Genomic DNA, 18964 nt, shown 5'->3' on the forward strand with positions numbered 1-18964 from the left:
AGATGATAGTCTATTTTTAATAATTTACCCAGTCATTGGCCAATAATGGCTGCTGCCCTGCTTTACGATAATAGAAATCAAGGAATATTTACTACTTATATAGAAAGAAACAACAGCAATGAATAAAGAAAAATTCTTGTGAAAAGAAAGCCTTCTTAGATAAAGACTTTATTCATAGACAAACAAAATACCAGAGCAATCCTGAGACTGCTCTGGTATTTGCACGATAATTTATTAAAATCCTTCAAAAGTCCATACCAACTAAGTAATACGACGCTGCGATAAGCACCAGCTGATACACTGCCAGCGTCCAGAAAATATCATAACGGGATTTTTCCATTAGTGCTAAAAATAAATAAACATGTATAAATCCAAATAATAATAATGAGAACACGTATGTCACGATAAATAAATCAATAAGTACTAACCCGAAAAATAATGTTACTAAACAAAAGACAAGAACATATGGAATATTGACAATCGCATACTTCGTCAGTAAATCTTTATGCTCCATCGACCGGTTTCCAAAATGTTTCAGTAAAATGTAAAGTGAGAAATAACCGATAGCAAATGTAATAAGCCAGGATACAAACGTTTTTAGAAAAAATGTGAAATTAATATCGCTAAAATAAGAGAGAGCTCCGTCAAATCCATATTTATAAAATAAATAATGACAAACACTGATAAGTACAGCTAATAGAGCGAAGATAATGACACTTGTTTCTACTTTGATTGCCCGGCTGGAGTGAATAAGAGCACCCGGCCTTAATATCGCGCCTAATGCAATACCTTTTGTTTCACTAAAGCTTTCCTGAAAATCAAATTGGGAAGTTTTTTCTTTTTTGGGTTGTTCAGTTACAGTTGCGCTGCTCTGTGCTTCTCCCTGCTGACTCTGGTCTGCATGTATATCATTTGTTTCGGCTTGATCAGGGGCACCCTCATTAAAAACTTCTGCCTGATCAATCTCCTCATTCACCTTTTCTTCATTAGGCGTTGACTGAGCATTTTCCTCTTCTGCCTTTTTGTCCTGCTTCTTATCATCTTTCTCCATCCTATCACCTCATGTTTTTAATTTATACTATTAAATAAATCATGATGAAAAAGCCTTTAATCCTTTATCATGATTGTTATTACAGTATATAAGATTACCTTAGCATAAATTAAAAATTTTCAAACCCAAAAACAGGCGAAAAGGGAAGAAAAGAGGGTATATGACAAAAAACAGGCCGTAAGTTTTATACTTCGAAATAACACATCAAAAGTCCTGTGAACTAAAATAAAAATTAATCTTATTTTACTACATATTTATTCTCTGCTTTTAAATAGCACTCCTCTCTACCATCGCTAAGAAAAAATAACCCCTTTCATTACCTATTATATAAAGCATGAAAGAGATTATTATTTTTCATTTTATCAGCTTATCTTTTTTTATAATTTAAGCTTTCACCTGACCATAAGTCTGAAACTTTTCCAGCATAAATTCCATCTCTTCATCACTTAACAGCACTGGTTCTCCAATCGATTTTGCACGATAATAGGTTTCCGCACAACGCTCAATCTCTTCCGCAATGGAAAAAGCATTAGGCAGATCGATAGCTCCAGTTAATAGACCATGATTTGCTAAAAAACAGGCATATCTGCTTTGCATTGCTTCATAAGCCTTCTCCGCAAGATCCCAGGTTCCAAATGATGCATAATCAGCACATTTAACATTGTTACCACCAGCAATAGCCAGATAATAATTAGAGGCCGGCAAATCCCAGCGCAGGGTTGCTAATGTTGTGCTATATGTGGAATGCGTGTGGACAACTGCCCGAATATCTTTTCTCCTTTGATAAAAGATCCGATGCATATCCAATTCACTGGATGGTTTCCGGTCTCCATCAACGGTCTCTCCTGATAATTTTGTCACCACAATGTCTTCAGGCTTTGTTTGAAAATAATCAATTCCGCTTGGACTGATCGCCATTAAATCTTCCTCTGGATGATAAATACTGATATTACCGCCTGTTCCTGTCGTCAATCCACTTTCTATCAACTTCTTTCCATACGCTACAATCTGCTCTCTTTCTTCTTTTAATAGCATACAATAACCTTCCTTTCTTCGTAAAATTTAGTGAGGTAATTTATATAAACAATCGATGATTTCACTTTTCGTTTCGGCAGCAATGATTCTTTCTACATTTGACTGATTTAAAACCAACTGGTGCAGCTCCGCTATCGCATCCATATGCTGCTCTTTATCAAAGGGAGCAATGAGAATAACAATTTGAATCCAGTGTCCTTCATTCGCAAAATAAATAGGCTCATCCAGCTTCAGTAAACTCATTCCTAGTTTAAAAACATCTCCTTCATTTGCTACATGGGGAATCGCAACATTCTGACTAATAACAAAATAAGATTCTGCATTTTTATAATTCGTTAACACCCGGTCAACATATTTGGGGCTGATTAATTGCTGATCAATTAATGGTTCTGCAGTCTTCCGGATAGCTTCTTCAAATTGAAGCGGCTCTGTTGCAATTTGTATCGTGTTCTCTGTAATCAAATCACACAGCTGTGGATCCGAAGAATAAGAAAACGGCATGTCATTTACCGGATTTGTCTCCACCTCTAAAATATATTTCTGTATATCTTGTTTTAATTTGTCATAATCCCTGATATCTGCGTGCTGCTTAATAATATTCATAAGCGTCGATGTTGTAATCTGCTTATTCGTCATTCCTTCCATTTGATAGAAGACCCGATGGCGAAGGTTTTGCTTTTGCTCATCGCTTAAGAATGGTGTGACCTGAAAGCAGGGGATATCCAAAGGCATATAAATTGTTGAAAAAATCAAGTCTACCTTTATGTTTTCTTCTAAAAATGCCCTTTTTGACATATAGCGTTCAAATGTTATCTCGGGAAATAGCTTCTTTAATTCATTGGTAAGTAAATAAGAGATAGAAACACCGTTTTCGCAAAGGACAATTGCTCTTAACCTTTCTCCCTGCTTCTGATTAGAATGAGAAAAAGCACCTACAAACAGCATGGTGATATAAACTAATTCATCTTGACTGTATCTGCATCCCATTACTTCTTCCACAGGTTCAATTGCTTTCTGTATAATGCTGTGAATAAATCCATATTTCTCTTTAACTTGATCTGCAATTGGATTTGTCAAAGGGACACCGTATTTTATCCGGTACATCGCTGGAATAAGATGCTGATAAAGCTTCTGGTATAAGTCCTCTTTCTCCGCCAAAGTAGCCGTCATCATACTCTCAAAACGATGTACCATTTTTTGGATAGCTTGAAAATACAAGCTGTTTTCCTGCAGTTTGCTATTACTTAATAATAGATTCCCACCCAGGATCTGTATCACCATGAAAGAAATATCATACTTATTCAGTGATTCAGTAAGCCCGTTTTCATGCAATATATTACTTACAGATTTATAGGCATTTTCTTTCCACAGCATTTCTAAATCCGGCATATCTCTCATAGATAACGGAGAATCATTTAATACACGTCTTCGCATCAATGTGATGATAATAGGAAGCTTTTCTATCGTTTCATCGGAAAAGCGGACTTTTAATTCTCTTTCTATTTCCTCAAAAAGGGCAGCAAAAAAGGATTTCTTATCGTTAGTCAGATTAATAAATTTGTGAAACCATCCATCATTAAAATCATAATGGTTAATTAACTCCAACATAAACTGACGTATTCTTATTTCTGGCCCTTTAATCACGTATCCTGCTTTTCGTGTATAAATCAGTGATAACCGATAAGGCTTCAGTGTTAATTCAACCTCTTTTAAATCCTTGAGAATGGTATTTTTGCTTACTCCCAATTCAAGCGAAAGAGATATTAATGAAATATCTCTTTCCAGGAGCAGCATCAGTAAAATCATATTTTGTCTGTCTACTTCATAAAAATAGTCGTTTAAGCTCTCACTTTTCTGCTTCATCATTTTTGCATATTCTTCTTGTGATATAGCAGCATACAAATGGTTATTTATTCGTTGTATTTCTTTAAATTGATATTCTTTTAACAATTGGTTTGCTTTTTTTATAGCGTATTCAATTTGGGCAAGACTGAGATGATGTTTAATCGAAAGCTCCTTCATTGAAACCCCTGGTTGATATACAATATCGTTGAGTAGTTTCCTTACTCTTTTATCCATTTTATATGCTCCTTTATCTATCGCACTTCATTTCATTCTTAAGCAGTCTTCCAACAGATTTATTCCTTTAAATTGACCAGCATGTCACTCATTCCTTTTTTCAAGTAATCATTTAATACATCCCTTAATAAATAAGGAGATCTTGGAATTGCATCCACTGTATCTCCAGCAATATGCGAAGTCATCGTTACATTTTCCAGACTTAAGAAATCATCGTTTTCTTCAAGGGGCTCCGTCCAGGCCACGTCCAATGCAGCTCCGGCAATTGCTCCCTCTTTCAACACATTCAGCAAGTCTTCTCTATTAACCAGACCCGCCCTGGCACTATTAATTATATAACTGCTTGGCTTCATTAACTGCAGGTAAGATTTGTTAACAAGATTTTCGGTTTCATCTGTCAGCCTGGCGTGTATGGAGAGGATATCTGATTGACGGAATAAATCCTCTAGCCCTACTAATTTCGCCCGCAAATCTTCTCTCTTTAATTTCTCTGCATCAACATAAGGATCGTAAGCTATCACATTTACCCCTAACCCATTTAACCTTTTTAATACCAGCTTCCCTATATATCCCAGCCCTAACAATCCTACTGTATGCTGGCTGAGTGTTTTTTTATAAGGATCATTCGCAAAAGCCTTGACCCACTTCCCTTGTTTTATATAATGATGGGAACGGGCAATATTTCTGGTTTCTGCCAGCATCAGACCGAGAGTGAAATCGGCAACAGGCTCTGCATTGCGAATAACATGGATTACCGGTATTTGCTTGCGGTCGCATGCTTCTAAATGGATATGCTCTAATCCTCCGCGGCAGGTTCCAATAAATTTTAGTTTTTCAGCTGCTTGAATCATTTCCTCAGATATTGGCGCAATATGGACTAAAAGATAATCAGCTGTCGGTATCTCCTCCAGGATGCCTTCAGGTATATCGACAGCTTCTGACCCTCCTGTCTCAATCTGAAGTATCTTTTCCTGAAACTGCTCTTTTTGTAAATTGGAGTACCATTCAAATCGCTTTACTTCGACAGGTTCATCTAAATCTAATTGATATGCTGCATCTTCCAGTGTCTCACTGCTGACAAGCGCATCACCAACAACAATTATTTTTTTCACTTTGATCACCTCTATGAATTAATTGCCTTCTGCTCCTCAAATTCATCTCCCAATGCTTGACGTTCCATATAGGTTTGAATAGCTTCTTTTTTCAGGCGGACTACAATATATAAAACAACATAAACAGCAATCGATAAAATAACCCAGACTGGATTTTGTGTCAGAAAGAGCAGGAATAATAATCCTGCCAAATGATTCGTCATTACTGCTAAACTGAAAATCATTACTGCTCCGGCAGGTAAAGATACGCCGACACTTGTTGCTACTTCTGTAAATATTGGAGCTACAGCAGTAACAAGATATAGACCAATAGATAAGTAAACAGCACCTGAAATAAATGCTTTTAAAATATTCCCATTAGATAGTGGTACTATTGCCTGCAGCATATACGGTATAGCAATCAAATCGACCATCGGCAAAGCCTGGTTCCCCGGTAAAACTACGGATAGTATAATAATTGTCGGAATTAACAGCATTCCTGTTAATAGGGTTGCAGATTCTCCATACCCCGCAGCGTCATTAATTCCCAAATACCAGACCCGTCCTTTGCCTGCAGATGATTTTGCCGTTTTCTTAGAAGCATCTGTAATACTGGTAAATGCTGATGCAAAAATACCGGAAATTCGTGGGAAAATTGCCATAATTGCTGCTGTTGCAACCCCAACCATAGTGGCTTCTCCCCAGCCTTCCAATGTATTCAGATTAGTAAAGTTACCAACAAGACCTAAAATCAAGCCGATTACCAAGCCCAACGTTGTTGCTTCACCTAGAAATCCTAATTTATTTTGAAGGTTTTCCGGACTCCATCTCACCTTATTAGCTCCAAGCTTGGTTAAAATCCAATCCATTGCCAGCCCCAGCGGAAGAGCTCCTACATCGTGAGAAGCTACGATAGTTGTTCTGGGATACCCATAGTAGGTTGACCATCTTTTTGATAATAGCTCCGCAAAAACTAATGTGTAAAGGTTTGTTACTACCATCAACAGAATAGCCAGCCACAGATTTCCTGTTGCAATAAATAACATTGACCCCCAAAGCATAAAGGAATAGTTATTCCATAAATCGGATGGCATAAAAATGTTCGTATATTTGGTTACAAATAATAATGTCTGCAGAATGATTCCAAGCCCTAAGAAAATCATTCCTACTTCTGTGGAGTATGCAACAACACTGGTTGCCTGCCATCCTGTATCAAGAATGTTTAAATTAATCCCTGTTGTTTCTACCATTCTTTCTACAGTAGGTGTCACAATCGGAGTGTATGCACCAATCAAAAGATTAAAGCCAATTAAACCAATACCCGCATTCAAAGCGGACTGAAAAGCTTTCTTAACAGGAAGTCTCATAAACAAACAGATAATAAAAAGTACTACAGGTACGACAATGGATGCACCAAATGCGTCCATAATATTCGATAACGTATCCAAAACATTTTGCATGTTCATTTCCCCTTTTCAGTTTTATATTTTTTACTCTAATTTTGATACAGCGTCTAAAAGCTCTTCAATAAATCCTTCCTCATCCATTCCTGTTAAAAGGCCGACTGCATTAATAGAAGGAACATTGTAGGTTGACTTCAGCGGACTCGTATGAACGATAATATCCCAGCTGCCATTGGAAAGCTCAGATTCCACACCATTTGGATTGGTTTCTGTTGTTTTCGCGTTATACCCGTTTTCCTTCAAAATATCTGTCACCTTACCTGCAATCATTGAGCTTGTTACTGTTCCTGATCCACATACGGACAATACGTTAATTGATTTCTTCATTTTTCTTCCTCCTTGAGATATGCGTTCTATTTGAACTTCCTCTATAAATTAATTTTTAATGATGAACTTACTTTTCCATCTTATTTAAGCCTTGTAAGCTGCTGTTCTTAAATATTCATTTATTGTTGTATAAATTTCTTCTGTATCATTGGAACGCAGATAGAAATCCATTACCTTCTGATCCTGAAACATCTTCATCAGGTTCTGTAAAATTGACAATTGATCTTTGCTTTCTTTAAAGCCGATAACAAATAATAGCTGTGGCTCTGTTGCTCCCTGCAAATTTCCCATTTCCCGAAAGGAGATAGGCTGTTCTGGCCGAATAACAGCTATAAAGGCTTCATAAACATACTCCGGATCTGTGTGCGGAATTGCTACATCGAAAGTCGGTGTATGTAACCCGGTAGGTGATTCCTGTTCACGATGATAGATAGCCTGATAAAATGTATCTTTTACATAGCCTTTCTTTGTCAGCCATTTGCTTACTTTCTTAAAAAAATCTTCTTGGGAAGTAAACTTTTCATTGAGACGAATCAGTTCTTTTTTAAATAGTGTATTTATTTCATTTTCTTTCACTATCCCAATACCCTCCTTTCCAACATCCAGCATAGAATTGTATGCTGCTGACTTACTATTTCTCAGCAAAAGATTTTGTCTTGCTCAGTCTTCAGCTAAATACAAAATCTGTTTAGCCATATTCACCGGGATGTTATATTAATATCAGTTTATTGTAATCGCTTTCTATAATAAAGAACATTTGATCACAGTTTTTATCGTGAGGTAACATAATCATTTGGATGTATAAAAAGGGAAACACGCAAAAAAGCCCGTCACATCTAAGGCGGACTCTCTATCAGTATCAAGTTTGGCTTCGTAGCAGAAGCAGAGAGATCAGCTTTCTTCCAAAGGTCAATTACAGAAAAATAGTGATTCTCCACCGTTGGAAAATCACTATTTTTCATTTGAGATGGGACTTTATTTCAGCCTCTCTTCATCTATTCCTAACTTACTTCTTCATTTGAAACTGGAAGTGACATTGCCCTTCACGCAGTACATATTGATCATGTACTACTTCAAAATTTTCGTTATAGCCTTTCGCTACAGAAGGATCAATAACCTGGCAATAAAGAATGCCATATTTCCCCATATCATCGTCTGCCCATTGCTGGCCAAATGGGCAATACGTAAAGGTTTGTTCCACTTCATTCTCTTTATACACCGTATCTACTTCAAATAATTCACTGCGGGCCATATCATAGTTTTTCAAATAATTATCAGAGTTATTTTCTAAACCATTTGAACGGGCACGCTGGGCAATACCCTCTCCGCGCTTTCTGCCGTATCGCTCTACAGCACGTCTAATAACATCTTCGCCCTCTTCCTCATATTTATCAACTACCTGTTTGGAGATCTGGGCAAACATTTTTGAAAAACGCGCAAAGGTCGTCAGGTCTGCATATTTTTCTTCGCCCTCAACAACCTGTGGTAAATATTCATAAAAGGCGTGATTTTGCCCTTCTGCTGTAGCTTTTTTCGCCATTGTTTCTGCATCTCTCAGTCCAAATGCTTCCAAACCTTTGTGCACAAGCTTCCGTCCTTCATCTTCACCATATGCTTCTGTTATTGAGAGATGAAGTTCAGTAAACATTTTCGCTGTAATAATATCCATTGACAAAGCTTTCATCATTAGCTTTTCTTCACTCATCCTATCTATCTCCCTTAAATTCTTATTAATTTACTTGGTTTTCATTCTATTATAAAATAAAACAAACTATAAATCTAATGAATATTTTTATTTGTAACTATGAAAAAAATTAATAAAAGGAAGTGTATTATGCCTACATTATCCCAATATCTCGCTTTTCATATGTTAATTGAAACAGGAAGCTTTACCGAAACCGGGTTGAAGCTAAACCTGACCCAATCATCGATTACGCATGCGATGAATAATTTAGAAGCAGAGCTGGATATCCCTTTAATCATCCGGAATAGAAATAACATCATTTTAACAAGCAATGGAAAAATCGTCTACGAACACATCTTGAAAATACTGCAGGAACAGCAGAAGCTTGAAAATACCGTAGCCAATTTAAAAAATCTGATCAGCGGAACAATAACAGTCGGCGTACTTCCGAGCATATCTTTAGTCTTGCTTCCAAAGGTATTATCCTATTTCGAACAGCAGTATCCGGATGTTACTATCCGCCTGATGGAGGGAGATTATGATCAAATTGAAAGTTGGCTCCAGCACGGGGTGATAGATATTGGATTTATTGCACAGCCTGCGCCTGAAAATTTAGTATTTGATTTTATTTTTGATGATGAGCTTCTATGCATTATGGCAAAAAATCATCCTCTGGCTGATGAAAAGAATCTAACACTTCATCAATTAAAGGATGAACGCTGGATTATGCCGAAACAGAATATTGACCGGGATGTACTGCGCATCTTATCAGAGCATAAAATCAATCCGAATGTGATATATGAATTATCTGTCGATCAAGCTATTTTAACTATGGTAAAGGAAAACCTGGGCATTTCGATTGTTCCAAAGTCTATTCTTCGCCATGCACCAGCAGAGCTTGTTCAAAAGAATTTTTCAGAGCACTATGCACGAACAGTCGGGATTGCCTATAAACGAAATACCTCGCCTTCTCCAGCACCGGTAAAATTTGTAGAAATATGTAAATCATTTGCATCATATCTGTAAAACGATGCACGCTGCAAATCTAACAGCTGATGTCATTGTCTTTTATCTTAAAACTGCGCTTAAGTCCTGCTCCATCAGTATTTTTGAACAAGCAACTCTATTTGCGCCCGCTTCAAGATAAATAACTATATTCTTCTTCAAGTATTGAAAAAGAGGCCCTGACAGCCTCTTTTTTATTTCTCTAAACTATTCAATATTATCAGGAAAAACAGATTCATCTAAACCATATGCATCTACCGCTTCCTGCACACTGATTTCATTATCAATCAATCCGGCTTCATAAAATGTATCTGCCAGTTGCTGCTGATTCGCAATAACCTCTTCTGTCATCCTTTGCACACCGAAATGACGGCGTTCATTCGCAACCTCCAGCGGTTCAGGCTCTAATCCTAACTCATCTGCCAATATTTCAGCTGCTTCTCTTTTTTCTTCATTTGCCCACTGATCCATATTTTCTAATTCCTCTAAAATGATGGTAAGTGCTTCTGGCTGTTCTTCAGCAAAATTATCTCTTGCTAAATAGAAAGTACGATTTTCGATTAAGTCTGTTCCATCAAGAATCATATGTGTTTCATTTTGATCCTCTACAATCGCATAGAATGGATCCCAGATTCCAAAAACATCAAATTCATCATTTGAAAATGCAATTAAACCTTCTGATGCATCCTTATAAAACTTCATATCTACTTCGTCCCAGCCGATGCCGGCCTGCTTTAAGGATTCTAATAGAAGATAGTGCTGATTCCCGCCATTGGTTACACCGACTACTTTCCCTTTTAAATCTTCTAACGTTTCAATGTCAGAGCCTTCCCGTGCCAATAATGCAACACCTTCTGGGTAAGGTGACTCAGAGGCCACATAATTAACATTATGCCCTCCGGATTGCATGAGAACACTATGTACATCTGAAGAATGACCAAAATCAATATTATTTGTATTTAATGCTTCGATAAGCGGTGCGCCCATCGAAAATTCTCTCCATTCCACATTGTATCCGGCTTCATTTAGTGCTTCATCTAAGGTTCCACGCGCTTTTAACAGATTCATTGTATTTCCTTTTTGATAGCCTAACCGAATCGTCTCGCCATCCTCAGTCGCATCCGAAGCCGAGTCATTGCCACAAGCTGTCATTACAGCTATTAGGCTCAATATAATAAGTGCAAAGAGTAATTTCTTCATTCTTTATCCCCCTACGATTTTATCCAGTATATTTTTTTCATAGCTTGTAAACTTCTCATCCCGTTCTCGCTGCCTAGGTAAATCTATTTGCTGCTCCATTTGAACGCCGCCCTCATCCAGCACAATAACCCGGTCGGCTAAATGTACTGCTTCAGATACATCATGCGTCACTAAAATAGAGGTAAATTTTTGTTCCTGCCACAGTCCTTCTATTAAATGCTGCATCTCCATCCGTGTTAACGCATCCAGTGCTCCCAAGGGTTCATCAAATAATAAAACATCGGGTTTACTGGCTAACGCTCTCGCAAGTGCTACACGCTGCTTCTGTCCACCGGATAATTCATCTGGCCAGGCGTCCTTTTTACCGTCTAATCCTACTTTTTCTAATGCTTCTTCTGCTTCCTTCATACCCACGCCGCCAATAGCGACATTCTTTAAAATACTTTTCCAGGGGAGAAGACGGTCGTCCTGAAACATAATACGTATATTTGATTTCTTTGCTTCTTCATCCGTATAAGCTAAGGAACCGCTTGTCACATTTTCTAATCCGGCAATCACTCTTAACAATGTACTTTTCCCGCAGCCGCTTTTTCCTACTATCGCTGTGAAACTTCCTTTGGGTATGGATAAATTAATGTCTCTCAGAACCACGTTATTACCAAAACTTTTCCCTACACTTTGTAACTCAATACCAAACATCTAACCCCTCCAAACTGTCCCTGTCAGTTAATTCTTCCGGTAAGCTGGGTTCCATTTCAGCAAACGCTGTTCACAGAGTTTCGCAATAAAGTCGGACAGCTTTCCTAAAATAGCATAAAGCACAATCGTCAGCACAACAACATCCATCTGCATAAATTCGCGCGCTGTTGTCGCCATATACCCAATCCCGCCTTCAGAACCAATGGTTTCCGCAACAATTAAAGAAATCCATGTTACTCCGAGCGCATAGCGAATCCCGACCAGAATATTGGGCATCGCACCAGGCAAAATGATATTGGTGAACAATTGCCATTTCGACATACCATATACTTTTCCCATCTCAATTAATTTACGATCTACATTCTTGATACCGCTAAATGTATTAATATAGATTGGAAACATAACTCCGACTGCAACAAGAAATATTTTAGCACTCTCTCCAATCCCAAACCATAAAATTACAAGCGGGATAAGTGCTAAATGCGGAATAGTCCGTATCATTTGAATAGAGGTATCCGTCAATTTTTCAAAAAACAGAATCGTTCCATTAAATAAACCGAGCAGAAAGCCGATTGCACCGCCTATCGCAAAGCCGATTACAGCACGCTTCGTACTAATGTACACATTCTCCTGCAGTTCTCCTGTTTGAAATAAGCGGATTCCTGCTTCAACCACCTCAAATGGCGTCGGCAGCATAGTGGATTTAATTAGATTTAGCTGGCCAAGCACCTGCCATAAAATCACAATAACAATCGGCAATAACCAAGGAAATATCTGGTTATTGTACCATTGATTCTTTTTCACTGATCGTGCCCCCTTATATGTATCTTATTCTTTTCAACAAGCTTCCCCATCCCATTTCTATTCTTCACTGCCCCTGTTTCATTTTAACTCATGAAAAAATGGAAACAGATTTTCAAATCTAGTTAAAATCCTGAAAAATTAGAGTAAATCCTTTCTATATATGTATACTTTAAAAAACGATAAAATCTGTTTATATAATGAATAACGACTCAATTATAACTTTACCTCTAGGAATTGTAAACATTAATTTTTCTAAGAAATATCATTTATATTACTGTATCATATTTTAGATAAGAAAACGTTAAAATATTATGTAACAGGTTTTTTCCAATAAATAAAAGACAGTAATCCATACTTGATTTAAGACTAATCAGAAAATTATTTGTTTATATAATTAAAATAGAAATCGAATCCTCATATTGTCTGTCCAAAAGAAAATAACCCCTTGACTATGAGAGGTTATACTTCGTTATGCATATCAAACTGTATATTAAATTAAGCCGGCAAAGCAGCAAATTAAATAAACCGGTACAAAGCATTCTTTACTTCAATTTGTTCTTGGATGTTTCCTCCTGAAAAATTGACGATAAAAGGTTTCTCTCCTCTTCGCTTCAGTGTATCAGAAACAATTCCCTCTCCATCAGGTTCATAAAATATAATGTCTCCACCCTCCAGCTTTAAACGGTGTCCTGTTGCACATAAAGCTTCATCGGTAAAGGATTCTCCCTGCTCCAAACTCAAATAGGCTGCCCATTTTTCTATTACAGATTTTGCGTCTTTTAAAGCAATTCCGACAGATGCCAGTGAAAGAGCTCCTCGTTTATGAGCTGCAATCGTTCTTTGCTCTTTTAAGCCTTGCCTGCGCTCTTCGTCTGCTTCTTCCCATTCAATAAAGAATGGCAAGGCCAGCTCTTCCTCCGGATCCCCGGCAAATAGCAGCTTCCAGCTTATCATACTGCCGTCTGGTCTTTTTCTGCCAAGGGGAACAGGACCAATTACCTCTAGACCAAGTGATTTCAATCGTTCAGCTTCCTTCTCAAGATTGCGGGATCTTAATGCAATTCGTGATAAACCTGATGCATAATTATCTTTTTGAAAGGTATACCCCAGGCTGTATTTTTCAGCAGGCTGATCAGCTAAATGCTTATCAAACACTCCAATCAGCTCGATATAGCTTAAATCAAAATAACTGAGCGCGTTGTATGTTCCGCCATTATCATGCTTTCCGCCATCAACAGCATGGAGGCCAAGCTCCTTCAACGCCTCTCTGGCTTCTTCCGGACTATCAACAAAATGAACAAGGTGGTCAAACTGAAAATGCATTTGTCTTCCTCCCTTTTTACATTTCATTTTATACGAAACAGCTGATAAATTGAAATATCAAGTAAGTGGAACTGAGATTCTTCATCATTTAGCCTCTTGTACTACATGCTGTATTCATTTCCTTATACCTCAGCATGATTCCCCATCGCAATGGACAACCTATTCCACGTATTAATTTGAATAATAACCATTACCAGTTCCACATATTCTTTTTCACTGAAATGTTCTCTCACCTGTCCATATAGTTCATCACTGACACCGTTTTCCGAAACCAGTGTCATATTTTCTGCCAATGCCAATGCCGCCTTTTCCTCTTTTGTAAAGGTCTCTGCTTCTCTCCAATTCTTCAAAATATCTATCTTTTCATCAGAGACTTTTAACTTTTTGGCTGCCCTCGTATGCATATTCAAGCAATAAGAGCATCCATTAATTTGTGAAACCCTGATTTTAATAAGCTCCTTCAGCTTCCTGTCAATGGAGGTTTTCCGTACATATTTCTCAGCATCCATAATCGTTTCCAATGCTGCCGGGTCCACTTTAAAATAGTTGATTCGGTTATCCATTTTCATCATTCCCGCTGCTTTTACAATACCTTTACTGATCAGTTTTGCCATACCCTTTCTCCTTTTTTAGATATTTGTAAAATCTGCCTGTCTCCATGAAAACCTTCTTCTTTTTTCCTGAAATAAGTGCAACATTTGTTGCATTTTTAAGGTTATCGTATACTAGCATTAGCGAATTAGCAATACAATCTCGATAAGTCCTACAAACCGCCTTTATTTGTTGGATTTACAAAGAGGAGTGAGCCAAGATGACGCATACAAGTAACAACCCCTCTGCCATCAGATCCCAGAAATGGCTGATAGAGGCGCTTTTGTCTCTTTTGGAAGAAAAGCCATATCATAAAATCTCTATTAAGGAAATTGCTGAAAAAGCAAATTTAGATCGAAGTACCTTTTATCGTCATTTCGATTCCAAACAAGCTTTACTGGAACAATACCTTGATTCCTTGGCTCAGGAGTACCTGCGAAGACTGGAAGCCGGAGAAAATATGGACATGGGGAAAGTATCCAAAATTTTTGTCGCATTTTGGATAGAGCATATAGACTTTATTCGGCTGACTAGAAAAAATGATTTAGACAGCTTGCTATTAAAGGCTTTTAATAAGCATTTACCATCTATCCACAGACTGACTAAAGACAAATTTTCCTACTCCATGAATGAAGCGTATATGGAGATTGCTTTAGCTTTTAATGCGGGCGGAATGTGGAATATTCTGATGAAATGGGTGGATAGTGACTTTAAACACTCTTATGACGATCTGATAAAAGCTTTTGAAGAAATTAGCCGGTTTAACTTTTTTAGATAAGAAAAGAAAAAGCAAGCATTACTCCTTATTAGAGTCGCTCACTTTTTAGCTCAGCTATACCCGTCTATTTATCAGCAAGATTTTTAATTTCCTCTTTGCTCAGCTCTGTGATTTCTGCTATCTCATTGATCGGCATTCCTCTTGCAATCATTTTCAACGCTACTTCCTGATTCCGTTTTTGTATACCTTCTTTCCTGCCTTCTGCTATCCCTTCCCGCTTTCCTTCTTGTTTTCCTTCTTCCAACCCCTTCTCAAAATATGAATTAGGAAGATGAAGTACCATTTCTTTTTCCTCTTCCGGCAAGTTTTCGATTTTCTCCATCATTTGCGCTTCCTCCTCTTTATTTAGCTTCAAATAAGTCTCAAAAAATCCATATAAAAATGTTGTTTTGGCTGGATCTATTTTCATTCGGGTAATCATGCGCAGAAATTCTAGCTTTACCTGAGCACGTTCATGCTCTTCATAGCCCATTTGACTGAGTAACGCTGCCACCGCCGGGTTGTCTGATTGAATATATTCCTTCCACTTTTTCTTGGTTAAATGTAATTGTAAAAAATTAAATTGAAGTACGTTTTGTGTAGGTGTATTAATTTGGAATTGAGTCGGTTCTTCTTTTTCTCTAGTATAACTCAAAACGGCGATGGGTTGAATCGGTTTGCGGTGTTTGGCGTAGAGGTAAGAAAAATAGAGATACATTCTTTCGGGGAAATCATCTTCATGAATTGACTGTGCTTCGGTGTGAATATGGAGGATTTTGTCCTGGTGATTCAGCTTTACTTCAGCGAGAATATCTATTTCCTTTTTACGGCCATTGATGTAGTCCAAGTATACTTCCTGTTCAAGGAATGTCACCTTGGAGAAATCAATATAGGGATAAAGTTCGGGGGAAAAGCCTTCGATGAACTCCTCAAAAAACTCTTGTATCAGCTTTTTCGTCAGCCGATCATGCTTCAGTCTGTTTTTTCTTCTAAAATGATGGGCGTTGTAAACAATGGCACACTCCCTTCATTTGAATTGTCTTTATTTTACAAATACTCCCACAGAAAATCTACTACAATACAATTAAGTATCGATAATCCCTTCTATTTTCTGGTAGAATATACAGCATCATTTACATAGAGAGCAGGGAGTTAATGGTGGAGAATGAGAGAGTAGAAACATTTAAAGGAAGAACCAGCTTCTTTGATGGTGGATTACTTCAATTCATTGGCTGGGTTATTCTTGGGACATTAGTGACGGTCTTTACACTAGGAATTTGTTATCCGTGGTCAATTACAATGATTTATGGTTGGAGAATAAATCATACAGTTATTGATGGCAAACGGATGCATTTTTCAGGTTCAGCTGTTGGCCTTTTCGGCAACTGGATCAAATGGTGGCTTTTAACGATTATCACATTAGGTATCTATGGATTCTGGGTGTTTATTAAACTGGAAGATTGGAAAGTACGCCATACTAATTTTATTAATTAATTTTTATACTGCAATTATTTTGGTTTTCAAAATAGGCACTCCCCTCATTACCAATTGGCAATGAGGGGAGTGCTGTTTGAGCTGCTAAGAACACTTTTTAATTTTTTCGCTTCTGTCTATGCGCTCTAGTTTGTTTCCTTTTCATCTAAATTCTTCTCAATTGCTGCAATTTTGTTGTCAAACGTGCTTCGATAGTATGAGCTGTTTACTTTGTACTCCAGGTTTTCAATATACTGCTCCATTTCTGCAAACTTAGAGAATGGTTTTTCTGGTGACTCTTCCACTACCCGATTAATTTGATGATTCGCTTTTGCGATATTTTCACGTCCCATCAGTTCCATACGGCGCAGGTGCATATCCTTTAAGCGGTGCTTCATCTCTTCGTATTTCTGCTCCAGGTTTTCAAGCTCGGTAATAGCTACTTCTCTGGATGCTTTCATACGATCTGCACGGTTTTGATATTCTTCATGCTCTTTTAGAGCAAATTCATGCATTTCCTCTTCCTGAGCACGATCTGCGATTTGTGCTTGATTTAAGCGTTTATCCGCAAGTTCCTGTGCTTTCATATACTCACGTGCAAACTCTTCTTTTAATTTATATTGGCGGTCAATCAGCTTTCTTACTTTTTCTTTTTCCTGTTCACTTTGGCGTAAATAATGATTAAGCGCAGCAATTGGATTCTTTTGCTCCTTTCTATCCATCATTGTGTGTAAATCTGCTGAAATCGTATCCTTCATTCGAGTGAAAATATTTGTTGACATAATCAATCTCTCCTTTTATGATTTTTATTTGTTTAACTCCGCCCACTGTTTTTCAAAATTCGTAAATGGGTCTTCATCTTCTTTTATTTCGTGGACAACAGAGCTTTCCGGTGTGTTCCAATTTTTATAGATAAGGTAAAGCGCATATGCCGCTGCAACACCTAAAACAGCATAAATATTAGAGAATGTAATGCTCACTACAACTAATCCGAGTATCGCCCAACCTACTTTTGCAGCAGTTGAATCTGTGCTCATAAATTTTTTAAAGCATATATATAGTAGCCATACGCTTAATGCCAGTAATACCATTGGACCTAAATTTGCTAAAAGGACAAGCACCGCGATCAGTCCTCCGACAAACAACATGAATTTTTTCATTTTGTTTTTCCCCTTTCGTTATCGTATCTTTATCTTATCGGTTTTGGCACTTCCCCGTAATGAGCCTGAGAAATATCTTTGTCTAAGCCTTAAGGTCTATTTGCTTCTAAACTACAGTTAAACAGGGTATTCGAAAAGAACAAAATTGGAAAGGTAATTCCACAACAAATATTGACTTTCAAATTTATTTCTTGTATCTTATTACTATTAATTACAAAATTCATATTCTATAAGTATATAATTTCTTATCTAGAGAGGTGGAGGGACTGGCCCTTCGAAGCCTCGGCAGCGGACTATATTAGTACTGTGCCAATTCCAGTAGCATCAAAGCTTAGAGATAGGAAGAGAAAAATAATTTATTTCATTTTTACCTCTTCTTTTGATTTAAGAAGGGGTTTTTATTTTGCTTTTTATTCCAGCAATGAAGGGAAGGAATGTTCGTGATGTACACAATGGATTTAACAGGTAAGGTTGCGATTGTAACTGGTGGAGCTAACGGAATTGGCAAGGCAATTGTAGAGGCACTTCTGGATTGCGGGGCAAAGGTTGCTGTAGCTGACAAAATAGATGCGCCTGCAAATGCAGCAGCTAATGTTTTATATATTGCCACCGATGTATCAAAAAGTGATCAGGTAGACAATATGGTCAAGCATGTGATAGATCATTTTGGCAGATTAGATATCTTAGTAAATAATGCTGGAATTTCTACAATGGATTATTTTGTTGATATAAAGGAAAATGATTGGGATAAAACAATGGATGTTAATGCAAAAGGAGTCTACCTCTGTATGCAGGCGGCGGCTAATGCCCTTAAACAGCAGGGAGAAGGCGGAAAAATTATCAATATTTCTTCACAGGCCGGCAAAAACGGATACCGGCTTATGGGGAGCTATGTCGCTTCAAAGCATGCTGTTCTTGGTATGACCAAGGTTGCTGCTCTAGAGCTGGCTAAGGATAAAATCAATGTGAACGCCGTCTGCCCAGGTATCGTTGAAACAGATATGAAGAGGACAGAAAGAACGATTGGCGGTGAGCTTCGAAAAGTTAATGCGGAGGCAATTGAACTCGAGGATAATTCTCAGGTCCCTTTAGGAAGAACAGGGGTTCCGCAGGATATTGCAAATGTTGTTATCTTTTTGGCGTCCACTTATTCGGATTATATGACAGGGCAAGGAGTAAATGTTACCGGCGGTATGACCATGAACTAATCGTTTTTTATATT

General features: G+C 37.6%; 20 protein-coding genes and 1 riboswitch. Of the genes, 4 read left to right on the top strand and 16 right to left on the bottom strand.

Annotated elements, in window-relative coordinates:
* Positions 1-244 precede the first annotated feature (244 nt).
* From OSO01_RS15925 to OSO01_RS15960, 8 genes are all read right to left on the bottom strand, one after another.
* Positions 245-1051 carry a hypothetical protein gene (locus OSO01_RS15925; RefSeq protein ID WP_147211463.1) on the bottom strand — a complete coding sequence of 269 codons (807 nt, stop codon included), beginning with the start codon at positions 1049-1051 and terminating at the stop codon, positions 245-247.
* 384 nt (positions 1052-1435) lie between these two features.
* Entirely contained in the window at positions 1436-2086 is a 651-nt protein-coding gene (locus OSO01_RS15930; protein ID WP_147211464.1) for an L-fuculose-phosphate aldolase, read from the bottom strand.
* Positions 2087-2113: 27 nt separating this feature from the next.
* Positions 2114-4165, bottom strand: a complete 2052-nt coding sequence (locus OSO01_RS15935) for a BglG family transcription antiterminator (RefSeq protein ID WP_147211465.1) — start codon at positions 4163-4165, stop codon at positions 2114-2116.
* Positions 4166-4224: 59 nt separating this feature from the next.
* On the bottom strand, positions 4225-5277 hold the full coding sequence (locus OSO01_RS15940; RefSeq protein WP_147211466.1) for a 2-hydroxyacid dehydrogenase: 1053 nt from the start codon (positions 5275-5277) through the stop codon (positions 4225-4227).
* An 11-nt stretch (positions 5278-5288) separates the two neighbouring features.
* On the bottom strand, positions 5289-6716 hold the full coding sequence (locus OSO01_RS15945) for a PTS galactitol transporter subunit IIC (RefSeq protein WP_147211467.1): 1428 nt from the start codon (positions 6714-6716) through the stop codon (positions 5289-5291).
* A gap of 30 nt (positions 6717-6746) precedes the next feature.
* Entirely contained in the window at positions 6747-7046 is a 300-nt protein-coding gene (locus OSO01_RS15950; protein WP_147211468.1) for a PTS sugar transporter subunit IIB, read from the bottom strand.
* Positions 7047-7130: 84 nt separating this feature from the next.
* A complete protein-coding gene (locus OSO01_RS15955; RefSeq protein WP_186813685.1) occupies positions 7131-7622 on the bottom strand; it encodes a PTS sugar transporter subunit IIA in 492 nt (163 codons plus the stop codon).
* A 430-nt stretch (positions 7623-8052) separates the two neighbouring features.
* Positions 8053-8751 (bottom strand): L-2-amino-thiazoline-4-carboxylic acid hydrolase, encoded by a 699-nt coding sequence (locus OSO01_RS15960; protein ID WP_147211470.1) that lies wholly within the window; start codon positions 8749-8751, stop codon positions 8053-8055.
* A gap of 129 nt (positions 8752-8880) precedes the next feature.
* On the opposite strand from OSO01_RS15960, the gene OSO01_RS15965 reads away from it, so the two are divergent.
* On the top strand, positions 8881-9756 hold the full coding sequence (locus tag OSO01_RS15965; protein WP_147211471.1) for a LysR family transcriptional regulator: 876 nt from the start codon (positions 8881-8883) through the stop codon (positions 9754-9756).
* A 186-nt stretch (positions 9757-9942) separates the two neighbouring features.
* Here the strand turns inward: OSO01_RS15965 and OSO01_RS15970 are convergent, their stop codons facing one another.
* The 5 genes from OSO01_RS15970 to OSO01_RS15990 form a co-directional block, all read right to left on the bottom strand.
* Entirely contained in the window at positions 9943-10935 is a 993-nt protein-coding gene (locus tag OSO01_RS15970; RefSeq protein WP_147211472.1) for an aliphatic sulfonate ABC transporter substrate-binding protein, read from the bottom strand.
* Between the two features lie 3 nt (positions 10936-10938).
* Entirely contained in the window at positions 10939-11634 is a 696-nt protein-coding gene (locus OSO01_RS15975) for an ABC transporter ATP-binding protein (RefSeq protein ID WP_147211473.1), read from the bottom strand.
* Positions 11635-11661: 27 nt separating this feature from the next.
* On the bottom strand, positions 11662-12438 hold the full coding sequence (locus tag OSO01_RS15980; RefSeq protein ID WP_246145188.1) for an ABC transporter permease subunit: 777 nt from the start codon (positions 12436-12438) through the stop codon (positions 11662-11664).
* 516 nt (positions 12439-12954) lie between these two features.
* A complete protein-coding gene (locus OSO01_RS15985) occupies positions 12955-13761 on the bottom strand; it encodes a VOC family protein (protein ID WP_147211474.1) in 807 nt (268 codons plus the stop codon).
* A 122-nt stretch (positions 13762-13883) separates the two neighbouring features.
* Positions 13884-14324, bottom strand: a complete 441-nt coding sequence (locus OSO01_RS15990; RefSeq protein ID WP_147211561.1) for a carboxymuconolactone decarboxylase family protein — start codon at positions 14322-14324, stop codon at positions 13884-13886.
* Between the two features lie 248 nt (positions 14325-14572).
* On the opposite strand from OSO01_RS15990, the gene OSO01_RS15995 reads away from it, so the two are divergent.
* Entirely contained in the window at positions 14573-15130 is a 558-nt protein-coding gene (locus tag OSO01_RS15995) for a TetR/AcrR family transcriptional regulator (RefSeq protein ID WP_147211475.1), read from the top strand.
* Between the two features lie 64 nt (positions 15131-15194).
* On the opposite strand, the gene OSO01_RS16000 is transcribed toward OSO01_RS15995, so the two are convergent.
* Positions 15195-15956 carry an RpnC/YadD family protein gene (locus tag OSO01_RS16000; protein ID WP_147211476.1) on the bottom strand — a complete coding sequence of 254 codons (762 nt, stop codon included), beginning with the start codon at positions 15954-15956 and terminating at the stop codon, positions 15195-15197.
* A 308-nt stretch (positions 15957-16264) separates the two neighbouring features.
* Here OSO01_RS16000 and OSO01_RS16005 point away from each other — a divergent pair, with 308 nt between their 5' ends.
* On the top strand, positions 16265-16603 hold the full coding sequence (locus OSO01_RS16005) for a YjgN family protein (RefSeq protein ID WP_147211477.1): 339 nt from the start codon (positions 16265-16267) through the stop codon (positions 16601-16603).
* A 125-nt stretch (positions 16604-16728) separates the two neighbouring features.
* Here the strand turns inward: OSO01_RS16005 and OSO01_RS16010 are convergent, their stop codons facing one another.
* Positions 16729-17364 carry a PspA/IM30 family protein gene (locus OSO01_RS16010; protein WP_147211478.1) on the bottom strand — a complete coding sequence of 212 codons (636 nt, stop codon included), beginning with the start codon at positions 17362-17364 and terminating at the stop codon, positions 16729-16731.
* 24 nt (positions 17365-17388) lie between these two features.
* Positions 17389-17742 (bottom strand): lmo0954 family membrane protein, encoded by a 354-nt coding sequence (locus OSO01_RS16015; protein ID WP_147211479.1) that lies wholly within the window; start codon positions 17740-17742, stop codon positions 17389-17391.
* Between the two features lie 242 nt (positions 17743-17984).
* Positions 17985-18086, top strand: a riboswitch (SAM riboswitch).
* Positions 18087-18185: 99 nt separating this feature from the next.
* On the opposite strand from OSO01_RS16015, the gene OSO01_RS16020 reads away from it, so the two are divergent.
* Positions 18186-18950, top strand: a complete 765-nt coding sequence (locus tag OSO01_RS16020; RefSeq protein WP_147211562.1) for an SDR family NAD(P)-dependent oxidoreductase — start codon at positions 18186-18188, stop codon at positions 18948-18950.
* Positions 18951-18964 lie beyond the last annotated feature (14 nt).

It is taken from the genome of Oceanobacillus sojae (genome assembly GCF_007991515.1).
Classification (GTDB): Bacteria; Bacillota; Bacilli; order Bacillales; family Amphibacillaceae; genus Oceanobacillus; species Oceanobacillus sojae.